This is a genomic window from Dactylosporangium sp. NPDC051087, from assembly GCF_055586325.1.
In genome coordinates this window covers 1-15,162 of record NZ_JBVJIJ010000053.1, presented here as the reverse complement: position 1 = coordinate 15,162, position 15,162 = coordinate 1, and the positions used below count along the sequence as shown (strand labels likewise).

At 71.3% G+C, this 15,162-nt stretch carries 16 protein-coding genes; 9 read left to right on the top strand and 7 right to left on the bottom strand.

Going from position 1 to position 15,162, the window contains the following annotated elements; genetic code table 11:
* Window positions 1-26: 26 nt before the first annotated feature.
* Together ACZ6TV_RS52290 and ACZ6TV_RS52285 are read right to left on the bottom strand one after the other, a co-directional pair.
* Window positions 27-1,817, bottom strand: a complete 1,791-nt coding sequence (locus tag ACZ6TV_RS52290) for a beta-propeller domain-containing protein (protein WP_465308709.1) — start codon at window positions 1,815-1,817, stop codon at window positions 27-29.
* Window positions 1,818-1,915: 98 nt separating this feature from the next.
* Complete coding sequence (locus tag ACZ6TV_RS52285; RefSeq protein WP_465308707.1) at window positions 1,916-2,404, bottom strand: Lrp/AsnC family transcriptional regulator; 489 nt, start codon at window positions 2,402-2,404, stop codon at window positions 1,916-1,918.
* Window positions 2,405-2,472: 68 nt separating this feature from the next.
* Between ACZ6TV_RS52285 and ddaH the strand changes: the two genes are divergently transcribed.
* Complete coding sequence (gene ddaH / locus ACZ6TV_RS52280; RefSeq protein ID WP_465308705.1) at window positions 2,473-3,303, top strand: dimethylargininase; 831 nt, start codon at window positions 2,473-2,475, stop codon at window positions 3,301-3,303.
* On the opposite strand, the gene ACZ6TV_RS52275 is transcribed toward ddaH, so the two are convergent.
* The 5 genes from ACZ6TV_RS52275 to ACZ6TV_RS52255 all read right to left on the bottom strand — a co-directional run bounded on the left by ACZ6TV_RS52275 (window position 3,300) and on the right by ACZ6TV_RS52255 (window position 7,228).
* Window positions 3,300-3,755: a hypothetical protein gene (locus ACZ6TV_RS52275; RefSeq protein WP_465308703.1), complete on the bottom strand. Its 456-nt coding sequence runs from the start codon at window positions 3,753-3,755 to the stop codon at window positions 3,300-3,302. The two genes, ddaH and ACZ6TV_RS52275, sit on opposite strands and share 4 nt — an antisense overlap.
* A 102-nt stretch (window positions 3,756-3,857) precedes the next feature.
* Window positions 3,858-5,219 carry a sensor histidine kinase gene (locus ACZ6TV_RS52270; RefSeq protein WP_465308701.1) on the bottom strand — a complete coding sequence of 454 codons (1,362 nt, stop codon included), beginning with the start codon at window positions 5,217-5,219 and terminating at the stop codon, window positions 3,858-3,860.
* Window positions 5,194-5,877, bottom strand: coding sequence for a response regulator transcription factor (locus ACZ6TV_RS52265; RefSeq protein WP_465308699.1), 684 nt, complete (start codon window positions 5,875-5,877; stop codon window positions 5,194-5,196). The genes ACZ6TV_RS52270 and ACZ6TV_RS52265 overlap by 26 nt, the downstream gene beginning before the upstream one ends.
* A 143-nt stretch (window positions 5,878-6,020) precedes the next feature.
* Window positions 6,021-6,512, bottom strand: a complete 492-nt coding sequence (locus tag ACZ6TV_RS52260; RefSeq protein WP_465308697.1) for a hypothetical protein — start codon at window positions 6,510-6,512, stop codon at window positions 6,021-6,023.
* A gap of 146 nt (window positions 6,513-6,658) precedes the next feature.
* Window positions 6,659-7,228 (bottom strand): hypothetical protein, encoded by a 570-nt coding sequence (locus ACZ6TV_RS52255; RefSeq protein ID WP_465308695.1) that lies wholly within the window; start codon window positions 7,226-7,228, stop codon window positions 6,659-6,661.
* Between the two features lie 133 nt (window positions 7,229-7,361).
* On the opposite strand from ACZ6TV_RS52255, the gene ACZ6TV_RS52250 reads away from it, so the two are divergent.
* The 8 genes from ACZ6TV_RS52250 (at window position 7,362) to ACZ6TV_RS52215 (ending at window position 15,072) form a co-directional block, all read left to right on the top strand.
* A complete protein-coding gene (locus tag ACZ6TV_RS52250) occupies window positions 7,362-8,420 on the top strand; it encodes an efflux RND transporter periplasmic adaptor subunit (protein WP_465308693.1) in 1,059 nt (352 codons plus the stop codon).
* A gap of 11 nt (window positions 8,421-8,431) precedes the next feature.
* Complete coding sequence (locus ACZ6TV_RS52245) at window positions 8,432-9,154, top strand: response regulator transcription factor (protein ID WP_465308691.1); 723 nt, start codon at window positions 8,432-8,434, stop codon at window positions 9,152-9,154.
* The gene (locus ACZ6TV_RS52240) at window positions 9,151-10,743 is read left to right on the top strand and encodes a sensor histidine kinase (RefSeq protein WP_465308690.1); all 1,593 of its coding nucleotides are present in this window, start codon (window positions 9,151-9,153) and stop codon (window positions 10,741-10,743) included. Before ACZ6TV_RS52245 ends, ACZ6TV_RS52240 begins: the two co-directional genes overlap by 4 nt.
* Window positions 10,744-10,779: 36 nt before the next feature.
* The gene (locus tag ACZ6TV_RS52235; protein ID WP_465308688.1) at window positions 10,780-11,979 is read left to right on the top strand and encodes an efflux RND transporter periplasmic adaptor subunit; all 1,200 of its coding nucleotides are present in this window, start codon (window positions 10,780-10,782) and stop codon (window positions 11,977-11,979) included.
* A 14-nt stretch (window positions 11,980-11,993) separates the two neighbouring features.
* Window positions 11,994-12,680: an ABC transporter ATP-binding protein gene (locus ACZ6TV_RS52230; RefSeq protein ID WP_465308686.1), complete on the top strand. Its 687-nt coding sequence runs from the start codon at window positions 11,994-11,996 to the stop codon at window positions 12,678-12,680.
* Entirely contained in the window at window positions 12,677-13,879 is a 1,203-nt protein-coding gene (locus ACZ6TV_RS52225) for an ABC transporter permease (RefSeq protein ID WP_465308684.1), read from the top strand. Before ACZ6TV_RS52230 ends, ACZ6TV_RS52225 begins: the two co-directional genes overlap by 4 nt.
* Before the next feature lie 111 nt (window positions 13,880-13,990).
* Complete coding sequence (locus ACZ6TV_RS52220; RefSeq protein WP_465308682.1) at window positions 13,991-14,593, top strand: hypothetical protein; 603 nt, start codon at window positions 13,991-13,993, stop codon at window positions 14,591-14,593.
* 14 nt (window positions 14,594-14,607) lie between these two features.
* A complete protein-coding gene (locus ACZ6TV_RS52215) occupies window positions 14,608-15,072 on the top strand; it encodes a PH domain-containing protein (RefSeq protein ID WP_465308680.1) in 465 nt (154 codons plus the stop codon).
* The last annotated feature ends 90 nt before the right edge of the window (window positions 15,073-15,162 follow it).

Here is a 15,162-nt window from a genome sequence, read left to right as displayed (position 1 = left end):
TAAAGGTATAGAACCGAAAAATCGTCCTATAGCGCGATCCAGGCCTGTTCGGCCAGGGTTGCCGCGTCGGTCGCCTTCAGGCCCTGGTCAGACAGGGTCCAGAGGGTGCCGCCGACGATCAGCGAACGACGGATCATCGTGTAGCGACCGGGGTGGGTGATCGCACCCGCCTCGGTGATCGCCGTGTCGCCCACCTTCAGCACCAGCACGCTCGGCTGCCGGTCGGTCCAGACCGGCACCGCGAGCAGCCCAAGCGGCTGCCAGAACAGAAACGCGTGGGGATCGTATTCGGCCTCCGAGCTGCCGCCCTTGCGCTGGTGCTGGGCCACCCGCGAAGGATGCGCCGGGTCCCGCACGTCGAACAACGACACCTGCAGCCCCTGCACGCGGCCCTGCGCGTTGGCGTCCTGCCCCAGACCCAGCAGCCGCCCGTCGCCGGCCGGGTGGAGATACGCGGAATACCCCGGAATCTTCAGCTCCCCGACGACCTTCGGTGCCGAAGGATCGCGCAGGTCGAGCGTGTACAGCGGGTCGGTCTGCCGGAACGTGACCACGTAACCGGCCGTGCCGATGAAGCGCACCGAGTAGATCCGCTCACCCTTCCCGAGGCCGTCGACCTTCCCGACCTGGGTCAGCCGGCCACCGTTCAGCCGGAGCACGTAGACCGCCGACGATGTCGTGTTGTCCAGCGAGTTGGTGGTCGCGATGCGCAGATGACCGTCCCACTCGGACATCGAATACTGGTTGAGCAGCCAGCCCGGCACCTCACCCGACGCCACGAAGCGCGGCTTTCCCGCGCCGCTGATGTCGAATCTGAAGACCTGCGTCACGGGAGCGGGAGGGGACGCGGTCTTTCTGACCGACATGACCCGCCAGCGCTGGTCGTTGGCGATGTACAGGCTGGGCCCGTTGGCATACACCGTGTCGCCGTCGGCCACGACCGACACCGGGTCGCCACCGCCGAGCGCCGCCCCGGCCAGGTCGAACGTCAGCACCGTGAGCATCGACGTCGCCGAGTAGGTGGCGGGCCGGCTCACCGCGCCGCAGTCGACGCGACCCTCGGTGCGCTTGCCGGCGGCATCCGTCGCGGTCCACCGCGGCAGCCATGCGTCGACGGGCGCGGCGTTGACCGCCGACCGGTTCGCCGCGATCCGCGCCTCGTCGCTGTCGAACTTCGACGCGTCGGGGAAGGCCACCTGCGGACGGGACGCCACGACGACCCGGGCGGTGCCGCCGACCTGCCGGGCGTCGAGCAGGCCGCCCTCGATCGTGAAGCGGCCGACCACCTTCGGCGCGCCCGCGAGGTCGACGAGCGTCATCTGCGCGCCCGCGACGCCTGGCTTCCCGTCGAAGTCGGACTTGTAGTCGTAGCCCAGCACGAGGGCGCGGTCGCCGGCCAGCAGCAGCTCGGTGACGTTGACGGCGCGCTTGCCGTTGGCGTCGTCGGCGCTGCCGAGCTCGAGCGACCCCGAGACGGCGCGGGTCGCCACGTCGACGACCTTGAGAGACCCGTGCGCGAGCGTCACGATCCGCTTGCCGTCGGTCTTCACGAGATCGGGCTCGTCGACCCCGGCCTCATGGTTGTTGGTGCCCGAATACTCCTGCCCGGCCGCCGGCGCCGCGCCCTTGTTGAGCATGCTGGTGTCGCCCTGCATCCCCGCGCGGCTGTCCGCGACCGCGCCGCCGCGCCACATGCCGCCCATGGCGGCGAAGCCCCACGGCCCGACCGCGGCCGCCGCGGCGCCCCGCAGCGACTGCAGCAGCTCCTCGCACGAGTCGAAGGCGACCAGCTTGAATGCCGGCGCCGGCCCGGGCACCGCCGGCGACGACGCGGGCCGAGGTGATCCGCCACCAGTACAACCGGCGACAACGAAACACAACGCACTCAACGCGGCGACCGAGCGTCTCATGCGTGCTAGGACGTGGCGGGTGTCGATCCGGTTCCCGGCCCGGTGACGACTTTCGGCGCGAGCCGCTCGACCAGCCTGGACAGGACGATCATGCTGCGGGTCGACGTCACGAAGGGCTCGGCGCGCAGCCGCTCGAGCGCCTCCTCGAGGCCCGCCATGTCGACGGCCCGCAGGTGCACGAGGGCGTCGGCCTCACCGGAGATCGTGTAGGCGCCGACGACCGCCGAGTGCCGCTTCGCGGCGTCCCGCAGCTGCTGCGGCGAGGTGCGCCCGGTGCAGAACAGCTCGACGAACGCCTCGGTCGTCCAGCCCAGCGCGTCGGGGTCGACGAGCGCCGTATAGCCCCGGATCACTCCCGTCGATCGAAGGCGGTCGACGCGTCGCTTGACGGCCGGTGCGGACAGCGCCACCTGGGATCCGATGTCGGCATACGATGAGCGGGCGTCTTCTTGGAGCAACGCAATGATCTGCTGGTCGATCGGGTCGAGGCGCAACGTTTCCCTCCTCGAAAGCAAGTTTTTTAGCTGTTTTGTACAACCCAGCAAATCTACCGTTTGATCTCGTGACCCACGTCGAGCGGCTGCCGCGAGAGCGCACCTACCTGATGTCACCACCTGAGCACTTCGTGGTGGAATACGCGATCAACCCGTGGATGGACGTGTCCACGCCGGTCGACACCGAGCTCGCCCTGAAGCAGTGGGAGGGCCTGCGCGAGACCCTCGTCCGGCTCGGCCACCAGGTGCACGTGCTGCCACCGGAGATCGGCCTGCCGGACATGGTCTACGCGGCCAACGGCGCGTTCAGCGTCGACGGCGTCGTCTACGGCGCGCGGTTCAAATACCCGCAGCGCATCGCCGAGGCGGTCGCGCACCGGCGGTTCTACGACAACCACGGCTGGAAGTTCGTCGCGCCCGCGGAGACCAACGAGGGCGAGGGCGACTTCGCCTACCTGCCCGACGCCCTCGGCGGCGGCGTGATCCTCGCCGGGCACGGCTTCCGGACCGAGGCGAGCGCGCACTCAGAGGCGCAGGAGGCGCTCGGCCGGCCGGTGATCTCGCTGCGCCTGGTCGACCCCCGCTTCTACCACCTGGACGTGGCGCTGGCGTCGCTGGACGACCGCACGATCGTCTACTACCCGGGCGCGTTCTCCGCCGCGTCGCAGCGGGTGCTCGCGCAGCTCTTCCCGGACGCGGTCGTCGCCGACGAGGAGGACGCGCTGTCCTTCGGGCTCAACCTCGTCTCCGACGGCCGCCACGTGGTCCTCAACAGCGAAGCCACCGCCCTCGCGGCAAAGCTGCGCCAGGCCGGCTACGTGCCGGTCCCGGTGGAACTGACCGAACTCAAGAAGGGCGGTGGCAGCGTGAAGTGCTGTATCGCGGAGTTGCGGGTCTAAGACGGCGAGCCGGCTGGAGTACCGGCCGGCGAGCCAGCCGGAGCGCTGGGCATGGACTGCACCAGCACGACCTGCGCCGTGTAGGTCGTGTTGGGCGTCGCCGTCGCACCCGCCGTCGCGCCGTTCATCGTGATCGGGCCGCCGACCACCACTTCGGTGCCCGCCTGCAAGGCCTCGGGCTGCAGGCTCTCGCGCTTGTCGAACACCTTGACGTTCTTGTCCAGGGTCCACGTCTTCGTGTAGCCGTCCGCCGACTTGATCGTCAGCGACGTGTCCGTGGCGGCCGTCGCCGTGCCCTTCTGCATGGCGACCCGGACCGGGCCTTTCTTCGTCTGCACGATGCCTTCACCGTGCAGCACACTTGAGAGCATGTCGTGCTGGCTGGTCTGCTCCGACGGCGTGGGATCCGCCAGAGCGACCCCCGGCAGGGAGCCGATGACCAGCAGGATCACGGCGCTGACCAGCAGGCCTATCCGTGAGCGTCGCATCGGGGGAACCTCCTCGAACTGGGCTGACGGGTGCTCTACCTCCGATCACCCGGCCCAAACCGTGCGTCACAGCGGGATCGTCACCGTGAAGCGCGCTCCGCCCTCGGGGGCGTGACCGGCCTCGATGCCGCCGCCGAGCCGCCGCGACATCCGCGCCGCGAGCGCCAGTCCCAGCCCGCTGCCGACCTTCCGCTCGCCCTGGTACCGCCGCGACAGCGCCCCACGCTCGAACGCCACCGCCAGGTCGTCGTCGGTGAAGCCCGGCCCGCCGTCCCGGATCTCGATCGAGGCCGCGCCGGCCCGCCACACCAGCGCCAGCACGACCGGCGCCCCCGACGGCACGACCCGCAGCGCGTTCTCCAGCAGCCCGTCGACGATCTGCCGGATCCGGCCCGGATCGGTGCGCGTCGGCACCGGCATCGGCGGCAGCTCCGTGCGCAGCGGCAACCCGGCCGCCGCGAGCCGCCCGCCCCACGCCTCGGCCGTCGTCGCCACCAGCTGGGTCAGGTCCACGTCGACCACCTCGATCGGCAGGTCCGCGGCCTCCAGCCGGGCCAGCACCAGCAGGTCCGCGATCAACCGGTCCAGCCGCTCCGCCTCGTCGAGCACCGTCTGCCCGGCCCGCTGCGCCCCGTCAGGACCGACCACGCCGTCCGAGAGCGCCTCCGCGTAGCCACGGATCGTCGTCAGCGGGGTCCGCAGCTCGTGCGACACCGACAGCAGGAACTCCCGCTCCCGCCCCTCGCTCGTGGCCAGGGCCGCCGTCAGCGCGTTGACCGCGTGCGCCAGGTCCGCGACCTCGGTCGGGCCGCGGGCGTCGAGGGTGACGGTCCGGTCTCCGGCGCTGAGCCGGTTCGCCGCCGCCGCCACGGTACGGATGGGACGCGCGATCCTCCGTGCCAGCAGCACGCCGGCCAGCAGTCCAGCCGCCAGCCCGGCCAGCAGGGCGATCCACAACTGCCCCCACAGCCGGGCCAGCGTCCCCGACGGCGGCTCCTCGGTCAGCACGACCCCGTTGCCGGCGTTGCCGATCGGCCGGCCCACCAGCAGCTGGACCTTCTTGTCGACCATCGCCCGGCGGACCGGCACCTGGCGGCCGGCCCCGACCGTCTTGACCACCCCTTCGGGTAGCCCCTCCCGGTCCGGCTGACCGGCCCGGATCAGGTAGACCTCGATCCCGCGGGCCCGTAGCCGCTTGACGATCACCTGCTCGTCGGCGCTCTTGGCGGTGTTGAACCGGGGGCGCAGCAGCTCCGCGGTCAGCGTCGCCTCGTCGGCGAGCCGGGTCCGCGCCGACGTGTTCGCCTCCTTGATGGCCAGCGGCGCCCCGACGAGCGCGGTGACCAGCACCGAGATGATGGCGACCGCGCAGGTCACCAGCGCGCTGCGCCCGACGATGGACTTAAGCACCCGCGGTGTACCCGACACCCCGCACCGTCCTGAGCACGTTCGCCGCGTCGCCGAGCTTGCCGCGCACCTGCGCCACGTGCACGTCCACCGTCCGCGTCCCCGAGTGCGCGGCGTATCCCCACACCGAGCCGAGCAGCTCCTCCCTGGTGAACACCCGGCCGGGCCGGTTCATCAGGTGTGCCAGCAGCGCGAACTCCGTCGACGTCAGCACCACGAGCTCGCCGTCCACCCGGCACTCCCGGCGGGCCGGGTCGAGGGTCACCGGCCCGACGGTGCGGACCTGCTCGACGTCCGGCGGCCCCTGCGTGCGGCGCAGCACCGCCTTGACCCGTGACACCAGCTCCCGCGGGCTGAAGGGCTTGGTCACGTAGTCGTCGCCGCCGAGCTCCAGCCCCAGGATCCGGTCGACCTCGTCGTCCCGCGCGGTCAGGAACAGCACTGGCGTCCAGTCGCCGGCCTCCCGCAGCCGCCGGCAGATCTCGGTGCCGTCGAGGCCGGGCAACGCGATGTCGAGCACGCACGCGACCGGCCGCAGCTTCCGCGCCGCGGCCAGCCCGGCGGTGCCGTCGTGCTCGACGTGCACCCCGAAGCCTTCGCGCGCCAGATACATGCGCAGCAGGTCGGCGATCGGCCGCTCGTCCTCGACGACCAGCACCAGCCCCTTGCCCTGATCCACCGCCCCATTCTGCCGCTGTCACGGGCTCCGCGGTGTTCGGGTGATGTTTGGATCTGCGATCTATCGGATACAAGAATATCGATCGGTTCACCCTCGGTCGTGGCACGCCAGCGCAGGCGGCAGGGGGTGGACCGATTCCTTCGCTAGGCGAAGCGCAGCACCGCTCGGGCCAGCGCCGGGACCCGCTGGCTCGAAGCCGCCGCGACCACCCCGAACGGGGTGCGGAAGGCCTGCTTGAGGGCCTCGTCGAGGCGCCACATCTCGACCTTGTCCGGCAGCCGGACCCACACGTTCTCGCGGACGCCGTCGATGGCGGTCACGCCGAGCTGGATGCCGGCGCGGCCGGGCTCCGGGGTCCACGTGACGTCGGCGAGCTGGTGCAGGTCGGCGTTGAGGTGCAGCGACACCCGGCGCAGCAGCGGCGACTCGGTGGTGATCACGAGCCGGTTGCGGGTCAGCATCAGCACGCTGCGGCGGGTGGCGCGGGACGTGCAGCGGGCGACGACGGCGACCGAATCGCGGTCGCCCGCGCAGCCGCGCAGCACCTGCACGTGGCGGCGGATGGTTGCGGGGGACAGCTTCGCCAGTGCCGTGGCCGGCAGGAAGGTGCACGAGAAGGTGTCCAGCGTCTCCATACCGAAGGCAACGAGGGTTCGCGCTCAGCGACACGCGTCGGCGATCCGATTTGGCGCCGATCTTGCGGGCGTAGTGCCGGGACGCTCCCACAGTGTCCCTTTTGCCACCACCACGACCGCAAGACCGGCGCACACCCTGTCCGGTGTTACGAGGTGGACGGGCGAGGGCTGGGCTTGAGGGGCGCGCAGGCGGTCACGGCGGCGGCGACCTTCGCGTCGGCGGTGTCGAGCTGGTCCACCGGGCCGCTGACGGTGACGCCGTGCTCGGTCAGGCAGTTGCGGTACGCGGCGTCGCGGCCGCCACCCCCGCCGTTGCCGTTGCCGCCGCCGGGACCGCCGTCGGGGAACGCGGTCGGGCGCAGTGACGCGCACGCCTTCTGCGCCTTCTCCCAGGTCTGCTGGTCGACGCCGTCGGGCGCCGCCGTACCGAAGAAGCCGCCACCGCCACCGCGGAAGCCACCGCTGCCGGACGGGCGCGGCTGCCCCGACGGGAACGCGGTCGGGCGACCGGAGGGGTTGCCGGACGGCCGGGCGGTGGGGCGGCCCGAGCCGTTCATCTGCGGCAGGTTGACGCCGTTTTCGCGCAGGCACGACGCATAGTCGGTGCCGCCAGAGGCGACCGTCGCCGGCGCCGCGGCGTCCGACGATCCGCAGGCTGTGGCGAAGACCGCCACCGCGGCGAACGCGAGGGCGGCGCCACCGATCCGCTTGTTCATCACTCGCGCCATGCAACGACCCGAACCTCGACGCCCCGTGGGCTGGACCTCAAAATTCGGTAATAACGCCTTCCCAGCCAACTTTGAGGTCCGGTCGAGCTGACGGGGAGCCGGGACCGGTCCACTTGCAGGCATGAAGGTCTGGTGGCTGGCCGGAGGGGCCGCCGTGCTCGCGGTCGCGGTTGTCGTGGGTGTCATGTTGACGGGCGGCGAGCAGGCCGCGCCGGCGAAGGCGAGCACGACGAAGGTGACCCGAGGACCGGTCTCGACGACGGTCTCGGCGTCGGGGACCGTGCAGGCACAGCAGAGCCGCACGCTCGGGTTCTCCAGCAGCGGCACACTGACCGAGCTCAACGTCAAGCCCGGCGACGAGGTCGCCGCAGGCGTGGTCCTGGCCCGCATCGACGCGACCTCCGCGCAGGAGTCGGTGGACGCCGCGCAGGAGAGCGTCGACAGCGCCGAGGACGCCCTCGACCGCGCCGAGACCGCGCAGGCGAGCGCGACCAGCACCCCGTCGGCGTCCGCGTCGGCGAGCCGGGCACCCGGGGGCGGCCAGCAGCAGGGCGCCGGCGGTGGCAACTCCGTGCAGAACGCTTCCGACAACCTCCTCTCCGCGCAGCAGCGGCTGAACAACGCCAAGCTCACCCTGACCCAGGCCAACGCCAAACTCGCCGGCACCGTGATCACCGCTCCGGTGGCCGGGAAGATCCTCGCGGTGAACGGCACGGTCGGCTCCAACGCCGGCTCGAGCGTCATCACGCTCGCCGGCACCGGCGACGTCGTGGTCAAGGCGCAGTTCACCGAGGCGGAGGTGGCGCACCTGAAGCTCGACCAGGTCGCGCGGATCACGCTGCCGGACAACGCGAGCGCCAAGTACGAGGGCAAGGTCATCCAGATCGACCCGGCGGGCACCGTGTCCAACCGGCTGGTGCGCTACGCGGCGCTGATCGCCTTCGACAAGGTGCCGGACACGCTGCTGTACGGCCAGAGCGCTACTGTCGCAGTGGTCACCGCATCCGCGGACGGCGTGCTGTCGGTGCCCTCCACCGCTGTGCACGACGGCAAAGTCGTGGTGAGGGTCAACGGGCGGGACGAGGCGCGCGCCGTCGAGACGGGTCTGCGCGGCGACGTCAACACCGAGATCAAGAGCGGACTTGCCGAAGGCGACGAAATCCTGACAGCAGGCCAGTGACGATGGAGCCGATGACCGCACTACCGCCGAGCGGCCTGCCGCTGCCGAAGGTCCTCGTCGTGGACGACGAGGCGAGCATCCGTGCCCTGCTGTCGGCGACGCTGCGGCTCACGGGCTTCGACGTCAAGGTCGCCACGGGCGGGCGGGAGGCCCTCGCGGCCGCCGCGGACTTCGCCCCCGACCTGGTCGTGCTCGACGTGATGATGCCGGACCTGGACGGCTTCGAGGTGGCGCAGCGGCTGCGCGGCGGCAACCGGCCCGTGCCGGTGCTGTTCCTGACCGCCCGCGACTCGGTGGAGGACCGGATCTCGGGCCTGACGGTCGGCGCCGACGACTACGTGGCGAAGCCGTTCAGCCTGGAGGAGGTCGTGCTGCGGATCCGGGCGATCCTGCGGCGCAGCCTGGGCGATCAGCAGCAGCTCGTCGACGGCGGGGTGCTGCGCTACGCGGACCTGGAGATGGACGAGGACGCCCACGAGGTGCGCCGCGGCGGCCACCGGGTCGACCTGTCCCCGACCGAGTTCAACCTGCTGCGGTACCTGCTGACGAACGCCGGCCGGGTGGTCAGCAAGGCGCAGATTCTCGACCGCGTCTGGAACTACGACTTCGGCGGCGACGGGCGCATCGTCGAGTCGTACGTCTACTACCTGCGCCGCAAGGTCGACAAGTGGGACCCGCCGCTGATCCACACGGTCCGCGGGGTCGGCTACGCGCTGCGCCTACCGCAAAAATGAGACCCTGGCGGCAGTGGACGGTCCGGACCAGGATCGTCGTCTCCGTGGTGGCCCTGGCCGGGGTCGCGCTCATCGCCGCGAACGCGATCGGGGTCGGGCTGCTCAACTGGTATCTGATGCAGCGCATCGACGACCAGCTGGAGCATTCGGCGCGCCCGCCCGCGTTCGCCGGCCGGAACCCGAACGCGGGCGCCAGCCCCGGCGTCAGTCCCAGCCCCAATCCCAGCGCTCCGTACGCGGGCACCCGCCGGGACCGGTTCAACGGCGAGTTCTTCCCCGGGCCGCTGTATCAGATCTACCGCTTCGACAGCGCCGGCAAGCTCAAGGAGCCGCAGACCGTCGTGCTGGACCCGGCGCTCTTCGGCGACATCCGGCAGCGGTCCGAGGACCCGAAGCCGTTCACGGTCACCAGCCCGACCGGCGAGGACTGGCGGGTCATCGTGTTCCCGCTGCCCGCCCAGATGGGCACCGGCTACGGCGCGAACGCGGTCTCCCTGGTCGAGATCCAGGAGACCCGCGACCGGATGCTGCAGTATTCGCTGCTGGTGAGCCTGATCGTGCTCGGGTTCGCCGGGTTCGCGACCGCGTCGCTGGTCCGGGTCGGCCTGAGCCCACTCACCCGCATGGAGGAGACGGCGGTCGAGATCGCGGACGGCAACCTGTCGAGCCGGATCGTCGACGCCGACCCGCACACCGAGTCGGGGCGGCTCGGCATCGCGCTCAACACGATGCTGACCCGGATCGAGGAGGCCGTCGACGACAGCGCCGAGTCGGAGCGCAGGCTGCGCCAGTTCCTCGCCGACGCCGCGCACGAGCTGAGGACGCCGCTGACCTCGGTGCAGGGTTTCGCCGAGTTGTACCGGCGCGGCGGTGCCCCGCCCGGACCCGCGCTCGACGAGGCGATGGAGTGCATCGAGGCCGAGGTGAGCAGGATGCGGCTGCTCGTCAACGACCTGCTGACCCTGGCCCGGATGGACGAGGAGCGGGCGCTGCAGCTGCACCCCGTCGACCTGCTCGCCGTCGCCGCCGACTCCGTCAGGGACGCCCACGTGCGGGTACCGACGCGATTCGTGCAACTGTCGGCGCTGGACGACCGGTCGGTGACCTTCGAGCCGGTGACCGTGGAGGGCGACGAGGCACGCATCCGGCAGGTCGTCGCCAACCTGGTCAGCAACGCCCTGCAGCACACGCCCGAGGACACTCGGGTGGTCGTGCGGGTCGGTCGGGCCACCCCCGGCGGGCCGCCGCCGACCGCCGCGATCGGGGCTCCGCTGGAAGGGCCGCTCGCCGCGATCGAGGTCAGCGACACCGGGCCCGGCATGAAGCAGGACGACGCCGCCCGCGTGTTCGAGCGCCTGTACCGCGCGGAAGGCTCCCGCTCGCGCCGGCACGGCGGCGCCGGTCTCGGCCTGGCCATCGTCGCGGCGATCGTGCAGGCACACGGCGGGCGGGTCGAGCTGTGGACGGCACCCGGCGAGGGCGCGCGCTTCCGCGTGCTGCTCCCGGCGTTGGACGAGCCCGATTTCAGCGAGGACTTTTCCGACGAAGCCGAGGAAACCAGATTCCGAGGTAACTCCGAGGGAAGCTGAGGGTCGCTCCGAGCGGCACGCTCCACGATTCCCCTCATGCGTTTGTCGCTGCCGTCTCTGCCACGGCTCAACTCCGTGGGCCTGATCAACGCCGCGCTCGCGGTCGCCGCGGTCGGCGGTGGGCTCTGGGCCTACCAGATCGTGTCCGGTCCGGCCGAGGCGCAGGCCTCGCAGACCAGCACCCGGACCCGGGTCGTCGCGGCGACGCAGGGCACGGTGTCGCAGACGGTGTCGGCGTCCGGATCGGTGGCCAGCTCCGCGACCGCCAACGCCAACTTCGCCGCCTCGGGCACCGTCACCGAGGTCGACGTGAAGGTCGGCGACGTGGTCACCAAGGGCCAGGTCCTCGCCAAGATCGACCCGACGGCCGCGAACGCGTCGCTGAACACGGCCAAGGCCAACCTGACCGCGGCGAAGGCGGCGCTCACGCGGGCGGAGAACAACAGCGCCGACGACGCCACGATCGCGTCCGCCGAGGCCCAGGTCGCCACCGCGCAGGCCAGCGTCACCTCGGCGCAGACGACGGTCAACGGCACGGTCCTGACCGCCCCGATCGCCGGCACCGTCACGGCCGTCAACGGCGCGGTCGGATCCTCGTCCGGCTCGTCCGGGTCGTCGTCGTCCGGCGGTACCGGAGCGACCGGATCCAGCAGCAGCGGCTCTTCGGGCTTCATCCAGCTCGCCGACCTCACCAAGCTGCAGATCAACGCCAGCTTCGCCGAGGCCGACGCGACCAAGCTCAAGGCCGGGCAGACCGCTGAGATCAGCTGGAGCGCGCTGAGCGGCACCCGCGCGACCGGCAAGGTCAGCTCGATCTCGCCGACCGCCACGACCAGCAACAACGTCAACTCCTACGCGGTGGTCATCGGGCTGGACACGCTGCCCGAGGGGGTGCGGCTCGGGCAGAGCACCACCGCGGTCGTGACGATCGCCGAGGCGCAGAACGCGGTGCGCATCCCGACCGCGGCCCTGCGCACGGCCGGCGGCCAGCGCACGGTCGAGGTGCAGGTCAACGGTCAGGTGGAGACCAGGACCGTCGAGGTCGGCATCACCGGCGGCTCGTTCGTGGAGATCAAGTCCGGCCTCACCGCCGGCGAGCAGGTCGTGATCACCACGACCACGACGAACTCCACGACCGGCACCACCAACCAGTTCCCCGGCGGCGGCGGTGGCAACTTCCCCGGCGGCGGAGGCGGCTTCCCCGGCGGTGGCGGCGGCGCCCGCCCGGGCAACTGATGGGAGCGCCAGCCATGCACCCGGTACTGGACGTGCAGAGGGTCAAGAAGATCTACGGGCAGGGCGAGACCGAGGTCCAGGCCCTGCGCGGGGTGTCGCTCACCGTCGAGCGCGGCGACTACGTGGCGATCATGGGCTCGTCGGGATCCGGCAAGTCGACGCTGATGAACATCCTCGGCTGCCTCGACATCCCGACGACCGGCAAGTACCTCCTCGACGGCGTCGACGTGAGCCGGCTCAACGACCGGCAGCTCGCGCTCGTGCGCAACCGGCGGATCGGCTTCGTGTTCCAGGCGTTCAACCTCATCGCGCGGACGACGGCGCTCGCCAACGTCGAGCTGCCGCTCGCCTACGCGGGGGTCAAGGGCGCCGAGCGCCGCCGCCGGGCCAACCTCGCGCTCGCCATGGTCGGTCTCGCCGATCGTGCCGACCACGAGCCCAACCAGCTCTCCGGCGGCCAGCAGCAGCGGGTCGCGGTCGCCAGGGCGCTGGTCACCGCGCCGGCGCTCGTCCTCGCCGACGAGCCGACCGGCAACCTCGACACGCAGTCCACCAACGACGTCCTGGCCGTCTTCGACCGGCTCAGCGCGTCGGGACGGACGATCGTGCTGATCACCCATGAGCCGGACGTCGCCGAGCGGGCGAAGCGACTGATCCGGCTCGTCGACGGACACATCGTCCAGGATGAGCGGCTGAAATGAACGTCGTCTTCGCCCTGCGGGCGATCACCGCCAACAAACTCCGCTCCGGCCTCACCGTGCTGGGCATCCTCATCGGCGTCGCCGCGGTCATCCTGCTCGTCGCGGTCGGCAACGGCTCCGCGCAGGCGGTCCAGAAACAGATCGAGGCGCTGGGCACCAACACGCTGACGGTCACCGCCGGCGGTGGCGGCGGCGCCCGCGGCGCGGCCTCGACGACGAGCACCGCCCTCAACATGGACCTCGTGCCGGCCCTTGAGGACAAGACCGAGGCGCCGCACGTGCGCAGCGTCTCGCCGGTCGTCACCGGCTCCCAGTCGGCCACCTACGAGGGCACCGACCACACGATCGCGCAGTTCGTCGGCACGTACCCGGGCTGGGTCGCGGCCTCGAACTTCAAGGTCGACAAGGGTGCGCTCTTCACCGCCGAGGACGTCAAGGACTCCCGCAAGGTCGTCGTGATCGGCAAGACCGTCGCCGAGGAGCTCTTCGGCACCGTCGACCCGCTGTCGAAGCAGGTCACCGTCGCCGGCAAGCTCTTCACCGTCGTCGGGGTGCTCGGCGACAAGGGCGGCACGGGCTTCACCGACCCGAACGACGTCGCGATCGCGCCAGTCAGCGCGGTGCAGGAGTCGCTGACCGGCTACGGCTCGCTGAACCAGCTGCTGATCCAGGCCACCTCGCCGGAGGACGTCACCGACGCGCAGAGCGAGGTGACCGCGATCCTCAACGCCAAGCTCAACATCACCGGGTCGAGCACCAGCGCGTACCGCATCCAGAACGCCTCGCAGCTGCTGGAGACCCGGGCGAACACCGCGGAGACCTTCACCCTGCTGCTCGGCGCCGTCGCCGGGATCAGCCTGCTGGTCGGCGGGATCGGCATCACCAACATCATGATGGTCACCGTCACCGAGCGGACCCGGGAGATCGGCATCCGCAAGGCGCTCGGCGCGCCGAAGCGCACGATCCTGACCCAGTTCCTGGTCGAGGCGACCGTGCTCAGCCTGATAGGCGGGCTGCTGGGCGTCGCCGCCGCGGTGATCGGCAGCCGCTTCACCATCGTCAGCATCCAGCCCGTCATCGTGCCCAGCTCGGTCTTCCTGGCGCTCGGGTTCTCGGTCGCGATCGGGCTGTTCTTCGGCAGCTACCCGGCCAGCCGGGCGGCGGGCCTGCGCCCGATCGAAGCGCTGCGGTATGAGTAGGCACTTTTTGGACGGGCCCGCCCGCGCGGGCCGGTCCGGGTTGCGGTGCCTGACCCCCCGCGGGCACCGCAACCCGGTCCACCCCGCACGGCAGTCGACGAGGAGATTCCTGTGAGCCACGCCTTTCGCCGGCCGAACGCGTCCACCTCGATCGACGAGGTCGACAATTCGGACACGGAGATCCTTGAACCGGTGCTCTTCGACGAGTCGGACGACCTTCTCGCGCAGCCGCTCGACGACGACCTGAACGAGCGGATCACCAAGGCGGCGCCCCGCCGGCTGGCCAACCGCGCCACGTTCGTCCTGGCCGGGCTGGCGCTGCTGGTCGCGGGCTTCGTCGGCGGCGCGCAGGTGCAGAAGAGCTACGGGACCGCGCCGGCCGCGACCGGCGGGCCCGGCGGCGGCGCCAACCCGGCCGCCCTGGCCAGCCAGTTCGCGGGCCGCGGCGGGTTCAACAACGGAGGCCAGGCCGGCACCGGGGCGCAGACCGGGACCCGCGGCGGCGGGATCACGGGCACCGTCAAGCTCGTCGACGGCACGACCGTCTATGTGGAGACCGCCGACGGCCAGACGCTGATCGTGAAGACCAGCGGGACGACCACCGTCTCGACGCCCGGCGCGCTGAAGGACCTCACCGCCGGCTCCAGCGTGACGATCGTCGGCCAGAACGCCGACGGTACGGTCACCGCCACCTCGATCACGAAGACGAAATAGCGCATGCTGGTCGCATGGACATCCGCAGCGGCGCCTTCTCCGCCTCGACACCGCAGCCGGCCGGGACCGGCACCGACCTGCGGTGGCGGGTGTCGAAGGGGTTCACGGCGCTGAAAGGCTGTGCGGCGATCGGCCTGCTGCTCGCGGGCTTCTTCGCCGCCGGCGACCGCCGGGCGCTCGCCGCCGCGCTGATCGCCGCGGCCATCCTCGGCGTCTATGCGTTGCGTGACGTCGTCGCGCCCGTCCGGCTCGCCGCGGACCTCGACGGGATCACCGTCGTCAGCGGCTACGCGGGGCGCCGCCGGCTCGACTGGGCGCAGGTGGAGCGGATGCGGGTCGACGCCCGCTCCCGCGGCGGCATGCGCAGCGAGCTGCTCGAAATCGACGCGGGCGAGCATTTGTTCCTGCTCAGCCGGTACGACCTCAACGCGCACCCCGCCGACGTCTACGAAGAGCTGCTGCGGCTGCGCGGCTTCTAGTACGGCAGCCGCCGTTCGGGATCATGGCTGAAGCTCGGCGCTGAGTCGTCGTGCGTAGTGGGAGCGGCGGGCTCGGGCTTGGTGGCGGCG

Coding starts and splice junctions, on each gene's coding strand:
- ACZ6TV_RS52260 (WP_465308697.1), bottom strand. CDS start 6,512: ATGGAGACGCTGGACACCTTCTCGTGCACCTTCCTGCCGGCCACGGCA.
- ACZ6TV_RS52255 (WP_465308695.1), bottom strand. CDS start 7,228: ATGAACAAGCGGATCGGTGGCGCCGCCCTCGCGTTCGCCGCGGTGGCG.
- ACZ6TV_RS52250 (WP_465308693.1), top strand. CDS start 7,362: ATGAAGGTCTGGTGGCTGGCCGGAGGGGCCGCCGTGCTCGCGGTCGCG.
- ACZ6TV_RS52245 (WP_465308691.1), top strand. CDS start 8,432: ATGACCGCACTACCGCCGAGCGGCCTGCCGCTGCCGAAGGTCCTCGTC.
- ACZ6TV_RS52240 (WP_465308690.1), top strand. CDS start 9,151: ATGAGACCCTGGCGGCAGTGGACGGTCCGGACCAGGATCGTCGTCTCC.
- ACZ6TV_RS52235 (WP_465308688.1), top strand. CDS start 10,780: ATGCGTTTGTCGCTGCCGTCTCTGCCACGGCTCAACTCCGTGGGCCTG.
- ACZ6TV_RS52230 (WP_465308686.1), top strand. CDS start 11,994: ATGCACCCGGTACTGGACGTGCAGAGGGTCAAGAAGATCTACGGGCAG.
- ACZ6TV_RS52225 (WP_465308684.1), top strand. CDS start 12,677: ATGAACGTCGTCTTCGCCCTGCGGGCGATCACCGCCAACAAACTCCGC.
- ACZ6TV_RS52215 (WP_465308680.1), top strand. CDS start 14,608: ATGGACATCCGCAGCGGCGCCTTCTCCGCCTCGACACCGCAGCCGGCC.